Source organism: Aminobacter sp. P4_D5 (assembly GCF_056401815.1).
In genome coordinates this window covers 1-644 of sequence record NZ_JBFUIP010000873.1, presented here as the reverse complement: position 1 = coordinate 644, position 644 = coordinate 1, and the positions used below count along the sequence as shown (strand labels likewise).

General features: G+C 70.7%; 1 protein-coding gene. It reads right to left on the bottom strand.

Annotated elements, in window-relative coordinates; genetic code table 11:
* Positions 1–644, bottom strand: a 644-nt coding sequence (locus AC1DWF_RS35515) for a glycosyltransferase family protein (RefSeq protein WP_476843153.1), incomplete at both ends; no start/stop codon positions are given.

The following is a 644-nucleotide window of genomic DNA, read 5'->3' as shown; positions in this document are numbered from 1 at the left end:
GGCGGCAGGCCGCCTCGGATTCCCAGCCGCGCCGGCCGATGATCACCAGCCGGGGGGCCTGATGTTCTACCCGCGGCATCTCGCGCCAGAGGTTGAGCAGCAGCAGGTGGTTCTTGCGTGGCTCGATGGTGCCCAGCGTGACGAAATAGGGCTCCGGCGGCATCGCGATACCGGCCGGCGTGCAGGCGGCGATGTCGGTGCCGAAGCGGGCGAGGTGCATGACCGGCAAGGGGCGTCCGGGATGCAGCGCGGCCAGCACCTCGCCGGTGGCGCGCGAGCTGATGAGCAGCGCGTCTGCCAGCTCCAGGATGGTCTCGACGCGCTTCGGATGCCGGTCGATCTGCTTCCGGCTGGTGAATTCCGGATGGGTGATGGGGATGAGGTCGTGCAGCATGGGCAGGAAACGGGCGCCCTCCGCCTTCAGGGCGGCGATCGGCGCCGCCTCGTGCAGCCCGGCATGGGAGACGATGACGAAGACGCAGCCGGGCGTGGAGGCGATGCGGCGCCGGAGCTTCGTGCGGCCCATCGAGCTGGCGAGGGCGGTGTAGCCCGCACCGGCGAAGACCTTCGCCTCGATCGAGGCGTCCTTCAGCAGGGCCGCGATGAGGCCGAGGGCGATGTCGCGCGGGAGCTCGGCGTGGAAC